The sequence below is a fragment of the Streptomyces sp. MnatMP-M17 genome (assembly GCF_900091995.1).
In the GTDB taxonomy this organism is placed as follows: domain Bacteria; phylum Actinomycetota; class Actinomycetes; order Streptomycetales; family Streptomycetaceae; genus Streptomyces.
Genome location: NZ_FMDK01000856.1, coordinates 1 through 7,523 on the forward strand (window position 1 = coordinate 1; position 7,523 = coordinate 7,523).

Sequence of the window (7,523 nt, forward strand, 5' to 3'; positions counted from 1 at the left end):
TCCGGGTCCGGGGCGAGCTCCGGCTCGGACGCCGGCAGCGTGGCCGGGACAGGTACGCCCACCAGCGCACGTGTCGAGGTCAGGGACGCGGTCGGCGGTGGTACGAGCAGAGGCTCGGCGTATCAGGTGCCCGCGGGCAGTACGTTCGAACTCACCGACATCGTGGTCCAGAACCCGCAGGGCGACGCCGGCACACTGGTCGTCTCCAGCCAGGACGCTCCCGTCCTGCGGCTGGCCCTGGAGAACTTCCGCGACTCCGACTACCACTTCGTCACACCGATTCTGGTACCGGCCGGTGGCGAGATCACCATGACCGTCGACTGCCGGCGGGTGGGCAGGCCCGTACAGGCACCGACGCCGTCCGGGTGCGCGGAGTCACTGCTGCTGGGCGGCACGCTGCGGACGGACGCGGCGCAGTAGCGGCGGCGGGACGGCGGCCGGCGGAGAGGCAAGGAGAGGGCGGAGAGGGATCGGTCAGGCGGGCGGAGCCTCTTCCTCCTCCTCGGTGCCCTCCTCCGCCCGCTGGACGAAGGAGCCCTGTACGTCGGCCGGTTCCTCGTCCTCGCCCTCCGCGTCCTGGCGCTGTACGGACGGCGCGGACGACATGGACTGCACGGGCACGGACTGAACGTCCGCAGCAGGAGCAGGAGCAGGAGCAGGAGCAGGAGTCGGCTCCGGACTTGGCCCGGACAGTACCCGGTCGGCGTTGGCGACGGCCTCCTGCTCGAAGCGGTCGGACGGATCGCTCACACGGATACCGCCGGGCGCCTCCGTACCCTCGACAGGCCCGTTGCGCTGCTGGACCACATGCGTCAACTCATGGGCCAGCGTGGTGCGTCCGCCGGGCGACGACGGATCGTAACTGTCCCGCTGGAAGACCACATGGTTGCCCACGGTGTACGCGTGCGCGCCGACGTCCTTCGCCGACTCGTGTGCCGCCGAGTCGGTGTGCACACGTACGTCGGAGAAGTCGGCGCCCATCCGTGTCTCCATGTCGGTGCGGGTGTCGGTGTCGAGCGGCTGTCCGCCACCGGAGGAGACGACGTCGTGCACGGAGGAGCGCTCCTCCGTGGCCTGAACCTCCTCGGACTCCGTTTCCCCGGCCACGGCGGGCATGGAGCCCTTGCCGAGCATCGACCCCACGGCGCTGTTCCCGACCGCCCGTTGCAGGCCGGCCATACCGGCAGGTCCGACCACATCGGACCGTCCCGTCGCGGCGGCCTCGAAGAGACGCGACGCGCCGGCGGCTTCCCGTGCGTCCGCCACCTCCGCCGTGCCCGTGGCCCGCGCGGACCGGAAGGGCTCGTCGTGCTCGTGCCCTTGTCCCTGCTCCTGCTCGTGTTCGTGTGCGCGCATCGCGGTCTCCTCGGACCTCTCCGCCCTGCCTGCCGGCCTGCCTGAATCTCCACCGTCCACCCTCGCGGCGTGCGCGCCGGACCGTCCAGCCCCGGTCTCCATCGCCCGGGGGCACTCCGCCCTGCCTCTTGAGGCAGCGCGGACGCCCTGACGGCACACGGCGATGCCGGGCGGTCCTGGTGGGCATGTCGGACGGCCTTGGTGGGAGCGGTGGCCGGGAAAGGGCGGATCATGGCCGGTAAGGATTCACAGAGTGCCGGACAGGACGCTCGGACGTCCGGGGTTACGGGGAAGATCGATGAGACTCTGCTTTCTGGTGGAGGAGCAGTACCGGTACGACGGGATGCCCGTGGAGGTGATCCGCCGGCTCACCGCCTGGGGGCACCGGGTGGATGTGCTGCGGCCCGGCAGTTCGCTGCTGCGGCTGTCGGAGACGGTGCGGACGGGCAGCCATGACGCCTGGGTGCTCAAGACGGTGTCGGGAGGACCGGGACTGACACTGCTCGAAGCGGCGGCGGCGGTCGGGCTGACAACGGTCAATGACGCGCGGTCGATCCGTGGTGTGCGCGACAAGGCGCTCGCGGCGGTGATCGGGCGGAGCCACGGGTTGCCGATGCCGGTGACGTACGCGGCGGCGCGGCCCGACGCGCTGGCAGAGCTGCCGGAGACGGAGTTCCCGCTGGTGGTCAAGCCCGCCGACGGGAGTTCGGGGCGTGCCGTACGGCTGGTGCCTTCAGCGGACCGGCTGGCCGAGCTGGCGGGCGAACTGTCCGGCGAGGGCATGCTGATCGCCCAGCCGTATGTGCGCAACTCTGGGATCGACCTCAAGGTGTACTGCGTCGGCGGTGAGTTGTACGCGACCGAGCGCTGCTCACCTCTCCACCCCGACCGGCCCGCGCACGAGCGGCGCGTACCGCTGTCCGCCGAGGTCGCGGGGATGGCGGCGGAGGTCGGGGCGGTGTACGGGCTCGATCTGTACGGCGTGGACGTGCTGTTGGGCCCCGACGGTCCGGTGATCGTCGACGTCAATGACTTCCCGAGCTTCCGGCTGGTGCCCGACGCGGTGGAACGGGTGGCGAGGGCCGTACTGGAACTGGCGCGTACGGGCGGCGCACGGCCGAACACGGGTGAGGCGGCGTCGCGTACCGACGGTACGGGACCGAGCGCCGACGGTACGGAACCGGGCGCGGCGGACGTCATCCCGCTCCCGGAACCGGCGCGTGTTTCCGCGCAGTTCCGCGCCACGGCGGCCGGTGAGGGCCGATGAGGATCTGTCTGATCACATCCCGGCCCGGCCATCCGCTCCTGGCCGCCACGACCGCACTGCTGACGCCGCGTCACAAGGTGGACCCGATCGATCCGGAGACGGGAGATGACGCGTCCCGGCCGTCGGTGTCCGAGGGCGCGGGCGCGCTCGCCGATGTCTATCTCCTCAAGGCACGGACACCGCGCGCGCTGGCCCTGGCCCGGTCCTTCGAGGAGCGTGGCGCTCCCGTGGTCAACTCGGCCGCCGCGACCGCACTCTGCCAGGACCGGGTGCCGATGGCCGAGCTGGCCCGGTCCGCCGGGCTGCCGTTCGCGAGCACACGTACGGTGGCCGCTCTACGGCAACTCGCCACGGAACCCGACCTGTTGCCGTATCCACTCGTGGTCAAGAGCCGCCACAGCCGACGGCACGATCTGGTCGCCCGTGCCGACAACGCCGTACGGCTGCGCCAACTGTGTGCGGAGTGGCCCGACGAGCCGGTGGTGGTCCAGCCGTTCACCGCGAACAGCGGCTGGGACCACAAGCTGTGGGTGATCGCCGGTCAGGTCTTCGCGGGTCTGCGCCGCTCGGAACTGGCCGATCCTCAGCCGGATTGCCGGCCGGATTGCCGGCCGGATTCCCAACTGGATTCCCGGCCCGAGCCTGATCGCCTGCGCCGGCCCGGGAGCCGAGGCCCTGGCCCGACTCTCCCGCTGGCACTGGCCGATCTGCCCGGCGGATGGCTCGACTTGGTCCGCCAGGTCGGCTCGGTCTTCGCGCTCGACGTGTACGGCGTGGATCTGATCGACGCGGGCGGCGGCGCGCCATTGATCGTCGACATCAACGCCTTCCCCGGTATCAGAGGACAGGCGGGTGCGCCGGAGGCACTCGCGGCCCTGGCGCTGCGGGCGGCGACAGGCGAGGCGGAGGCGGCGACCGCCGTGCCGATGTGAGAGCTGTGCCGATAGGGGACTCGGGTGGTGTCCGGAGACCCTCCTGTCTCCCGTGTCCCATGGGTAAGTAATACTCACTTCATGGGTGCGAAGATTACGGGGAGGACCGCGAGGGAGATCGCGGATGCGCGCGGCGAGACGTTCGGAGGCGAAGCCGTACGGATCAGACGAGCGACCGCCCGCGATGCCAAGCGGCTCACCGCCCTCGTACGCCGCTCCCGTGCCTACGAGGGCCCGTACGCGCCGATGATCGCCGGCTACCGGGTCGGTCCCGACTACATCGAGGCCCATGAGGTGTTCGTGGCCGTCGGCTCCGGCGACCGGATCCTCGGCTTCTACGCCCTGATCCTGCTCACTCCCACTCCCACTCCAATGCCCACTCCCGCTTCCGCCCCGAGTCCCGCTCTCGCCACGGCGGAGCTCGACCTGATGTTCGTGGCCGACGACGCACAGGGCCTCGGTATCGGCCGCCGACTGATCGAGCATATGAAGGCCGGCGCGCGTGAGGCCGGGCTCGACCGTGTCCGTATCGTCTCGCACCCGCCCGCCGAAGGCTTCTACCGCAGCGTGGGCGCCCGGCGGACCGGCACAGAAGCCGCGAATCCACCCGCGGTGATGTGGGACCGTCCCGAACTGCTCCTGCCGATCGGGCCGACCACGCCGACCAAGCCGATCACGCGCGAGGGAAGCGGCCGCGAGGGAAGCGGCTACGCGGCCTCGTCCACATGATGGACGCCGCCGTGCAGGGCGGCGGCCCACTCCCGCAGAAGCACTTCGTACGCCTCCGAGGGCCACGTACCGTCGGAGGCGTCGGCCGCGTCGACAAGCGCGCGGATCCGCTCATTGGCCGCGACGGCGTCGCGGGCCGAGGATGCGGTGGCACGAGTGGAGGACATATGACAAGCGTAGGCGCAGGGCGAGCGTCAAGACACCGTCGGGAGCGCGTCCTTGCTCACACTCCCTCGGCCCGGTTCCGGCTCCCGCCCCGACCGGCCCCTGCCTCTGGCTCGTCAGTGCTTGTCAGTGCCCGTGCCTGTCAGCCCGCTGATTCGCCCGCGTGCGGGCTCAGCGTGTCCGTACCGACCAGGGCGAGCAGCGCGATGCCGAGCAGTACGCGGTAGATCACGAACGGCATGAAGCTCTTGGTCGTAATGAACTTCATGAACCAGGCGATAACGGCATATCCCACCGCGAACGCGATGATCGTGGCGAAGATCGTGGGGCCCCAGGACACATGGCCGCCGTTGCCGGCGTCCTTCAGTTCGAAGACACCGGAGGCGAGGACCGCCGGGATCGCGAGCAGGAACGAGTAACGCGCCGCCGCCTCGCGGGTGTATCCCATCAGCAGACCACCGCTGATCGTCGCGCCCGACCGGGAGACGCCCGGGACCAGCGCCATCGCCTGGCAGATGCCGAAGATCAGACCGTCCCTGACGCCCAGCTCCTGGAGGGACTTGCGCTCCTTGATGGCGCGGTGCTTGCCGCCGGTCTCGTCACGCGCCGCCAGCCGGTCCGCGACACCCAGGACGATGCCCATCACGATCAGCGTGACGGCGATCAGCCGCAGATCGCGGAACGGGCCCTCGATCTGGTCCTTGAACGTGACTCCGAGCACCCCGATCGGGATCGAGCCGACGATGACCAGCCAGCCCATCTGCGCATCGTGGTTGCTGCGCATCGCCTTGTTCGTCAGCGAGCGGAACCATGCGGAAACGATACGGGCGATGTCCTTGCGGAAGTAGATCAGGACGGCGGCCTCGGTACCGATCTGCGTGATCGCGGTGAACGCCGCACCCGGGTCGTGCCAGCCCGCGAACGCCGCCGTCAGCCGCAGATGCGCGCTGGAGGAGATGGGCAGGAACTCGGTCAGTCCCTGGACGAGCCCGAGGACGAAAGATTCGAACCAAGACATGGGGTACTACGCCATCCAAGAGAGGATCATGCACTGGCCGGCGGAAACCGCGGGCACAGTGGCGGGCTGAGAGCTGACGGTCGATGCGCGGTTAGATCATATGGATGGGCAGATGGTCCTACTCACGTGGTCCTATGTCTCACGCCTGCTCGTCCTGCGGACATGGCGTCGTTGAGGCCGGTGGCATGGCGATCAGTGATCATCGATCAGCGATCACATGCCGGGTTGGGGCAGCCTAGCGTCTGAAGCTGGCGGCACGGCTGGCAGCCCCCTGCCATCACCTTTGTCATCAGCCCTGCCGTCGGCGGCCCCGGCTCCCATTCACCGTGCTCACTCCCGTAGGGCATCGCGTGCGGTGAAAGTCCTACACATGGCGTATTGCGGAGAGGGATAGCTCACAGGCGCGCGCTCTGCTGCTCGTTCGGCGTGCTGTCCTAACATCTGGGCATGACGGTCCTGCCTGACGACGGGCTTTCCCTGGCCGCCGAGTTCCCCGACGCGACCCGCGAGCAGTGGCAGAGCCTGGTGGCAGGCGTTCTGCGCAAATCGGGTCGTGACGTCTCGGGGCCGGCCGCCGAGGAGGCACTTGCCACGACGCTTCAGGACGGGCTCATCACCCGTCCGCTCTACACCGCCGAAGACACGCCCGGCGCCGACGCCTCTCCCGACGCCTTTCCCGGTTTCGTCGGCTATCCAGGTTTCGCGCCGTTCGTCCGAGGCAGTCGGCCCGAGGGCGGTGCCGTCTCCGGCTGGGACGTACGTCAGCGTCATACGCGGCCCGATCCCGCCCGTACCAATGAAGCCGTGCTCGCCGACCTCGAAAACGGCGTCACCTCCCTGTGGCTGGGCGTGGGAGCCGCCGGAGTCCCGGTGAGCGGTCTGGCCACCGCGCTCGACGGTGTCTATCTCGACCTGGCTCCCGTCGCACTTGACGCGGGCGACGAATTCGGGCCCGCCGCAAGGGAGTTGCTGAGGCTGTACGACGAGCGCGAGGTGCCGCGCCACCAGGCGCGCGGCACCCTGGGCGCCGATCCCGTCGCTCAACTCGCCCGTACCGGACGGGAGACGGACGGCCACACCGAGGAGGCCGCGGAACTCTCCGTGCTCTGCGACCGTGAGTATCCCGGTCTGCGCGCCATCACCGTCGACGCCCTGCCGTACCACGAGGCCGGGGCATCCGACGCCCAGGAGCTGGGCTGTTCGCTCGCCACCGGCGTCGGCTGGCTGCGCGAGCTCACCGCGGCCGGACTCTCCGTCGAAGCGGCCTGCGGGCAGCTCGAATTCCGCTACGCGGCCACCGCCGACCAGTTCCTCACGATCTCCAAACTCCGTGCCGCGCGCCGGCTCTGGGCCCGGGTGGCCGAGGTCTGCGGCGCGCCCGCCGCCGGCGCACAGCTCCAGCACGCCGTGACCTCACCGGTGATGATGACCAGGCGCGATCCCTGGGTGAACATGCTGCGCACCACCGTCGCCTCGCTGGCGGCCGGCCTGGGTGGCGCCGACGCCGTGACCGTACTGCCGTTCGACCATTCCCTCGGGCTCTCCGACGCCTTCTCCCGCAGGATCGCGCGCAACACCTCGACAATCCTGCTGGAGGAGTCGCATCTCGGACGGGTCATCGATCCGGCGGGCGGCTCCTGGTACGTGGAACGGCTCACCGACGAACTCGCCCACGCGGCCTGGGCATGGTTCCAGGAGATCGAGCGCGCAGGCGGCCAACGTGCCGCCCTGCGTGACGGGTTGATCGAGGAGCGGCTCTCGGACACCTGGCGGGAGCGCTCGGAGAAGCTTGCCCGGCGGCGCGAACCCATCACCGGAGTCAGCGAGTTTCCGCAGCTCTCGCAGCCTCCGGTGGAACGGGATCCGGCGCCCGGGACATCCGTCGGCGGGCCCGGTGGGCTCGGCGGCCTTGGTGGGCTCGGCGGACTGCCCGTCGTCCGCCGCGACGAGGCGTACGAGGCGCTCCGCGCCCGCTCCGACGCGTATCTCGCCGCCACCGGCGCCCGGCCACGGGTCTTTGTGGCGGCTCTCGGACCGGCCGCCGCGCACACGGCAC

The 7,523-nt window shown here is 70.2% G+C and carries 7 protein-coding genes and 1 pseudogene; 5 read left to right on the plus strand and 3 right to left on the minus strand.

Features of this window, described 5'->3' with window-relative positions; genetic code table 11:
* Positions 1–420 (plus strand): annotated as a pseudogene (locus GA0115259_RS31995) (hypothetical protein); the annotation flags it as partial.
* 54 nt (positions 421–474) lie between these two features.
* Here the strand turns inward: GA0115259_RS31995 and GA0115259_RS32000 are convergent.
* A complete protein-coding gene (locus tag GA0115259_RS32000; RefSeq protein ID WP_093603456.1) occupies positions 475–1,356 on the minus strand; it encodes an eCIS core domain-containing protein in 882 nt (293 codons plus the stop codon).
* A 298-nt stretch (positions 1,357–1,654) separates the two neighbouring features.
* Here GA0115259_RS32000 and GA0115259_RS32005 point away from each other — a divergent pair, with 298 nt between their 5' ends.
* From GA0115259_RS32005 to GA0115259_RS32015, 3 genes are all read left to right on the plus strand, one after another.
* The gene (locus tag GA0115259_RS32005; protein WP_093603458.1) at positions 1,655–2,623 is read left to right on the plus strand and encodes an ATP-grasp domain-containing protein; all 969 of its coding nucleotides are present in this window, start codon (positions 1,655–1,657) and stop codon (positions 2,621–2,623) included.
* Positions 2,620–3,555: an ATP-grasp domain-containing protein gene (locus tag GA0115259_RS32010; RefSeq protein ID WP_093603460.1), complete on the plus strand. Its 936-nt coding sequence runs from the start codon at positions 2,620–2,622 to the stop codon at positions 3,553–3,555. Before GA0115259_RS32005 ends, GA0115259_RS32010 begins: the two co-directional genes overlap by 4 nt.
* An 81-nt stretch (positions 3,556–3,636) precedes the next feature.
* Positions 3,637–4,284, plus strand: a complete 648-nt coding sequence (locus tag GA0115259_RS32015) for a GNAT family N-acetyltransferase (protein WP_093603463.1) — start codon at positions 3,637–3,639, stop codon at positions 4,282–4,284.
* Here GA0115259_RS32015 and GA0115259_RS32020 read toward each other — a convergent pair.
* A complete protein-coding gene (locus tag GA0115259_RS32020; RefSeq protein WP_093603465.1) occupies positions 4,263–4,451 on the minus strand; it encodes a hypothetical protein in 189 nt (62 codons plus the stop codon). The two genes, GA0115259_RS32015 and GA0115259_RS32020, sit on opposite strands and share 22 nt — an antisense overlap.
* A gap of 140 nt (positions 4,452–4,591) precedes the next feature.
* Positions 4,592–5,467 carry an undecaprenyl-diphosphate phosphatase gene (locus GA0115259_RS32025; protein WP_093603467.1) on the minus strand — a complete coding sequence of 292 codons (876 nt, stop codon included), beginning with the start codon at positions 5,465–5,467 and terminating at the stop codon, positions 4,592–4,594.
* Positions 5,468–5,914: 447 nt separating this feature from the next.
* Between GA0115259_RS32025 and GA0115259_RS32030 the strand changes: the two genes are divergently transcribed.
* A partial coding sequence (locus GA0115259_RS32030; protein ID WP_093603469.1) for a methylmalonyl-CoA mutase subunit beta occupies positions 5,915–7,523 on the plus strand: 1,609 nt, incomplete at its 3' end.

Coding starts and splice junctions, on each gene's coding strand:
- GA0115259_RS32020 (WP_093603465.1), bottom strand. CDS start 4,451: ATGTCCTCCACTCGTGCCACCGCATCCTCGGCCCGCGACGCCGTCGCG.
- GA0115259_RS32000 (WP_093603456.1), bottom strand. CDS start 1,356: ATGCGCGCACACGAACACGAGCAGGAGCAGGGACAAGGGCACGAGCAC.
- GA0115259_RS32015 (WP_093603463.1), top strand. CDS start 3,637: ATGGGTGCGAAGATTACGGGGAGGACCGCGAGGGAGATCGCGGATGCG.
- GA0115259_RS32010 (WP_093603460.1), top strand. CDS start 2,620: ATGAGGATCTGTCTGATCACATCCCGGCCCGGCCATCCGCTCCTGGCC.
- GA0115259_RS32005 (WP_093603458.1), top strand. CDS start 1,655: ATGAGACTCTGCTTTCTGGTGGAGGAGCAGTACCGGTACGACGGGATG.
- GA0115259_RS32025 (WP_093603467.1), bottom strand. CDS start 5,467: ATGTCTTGGTTCGAATCTTTCGTCCTCGGGCTCGTCCAGGGACTGACC.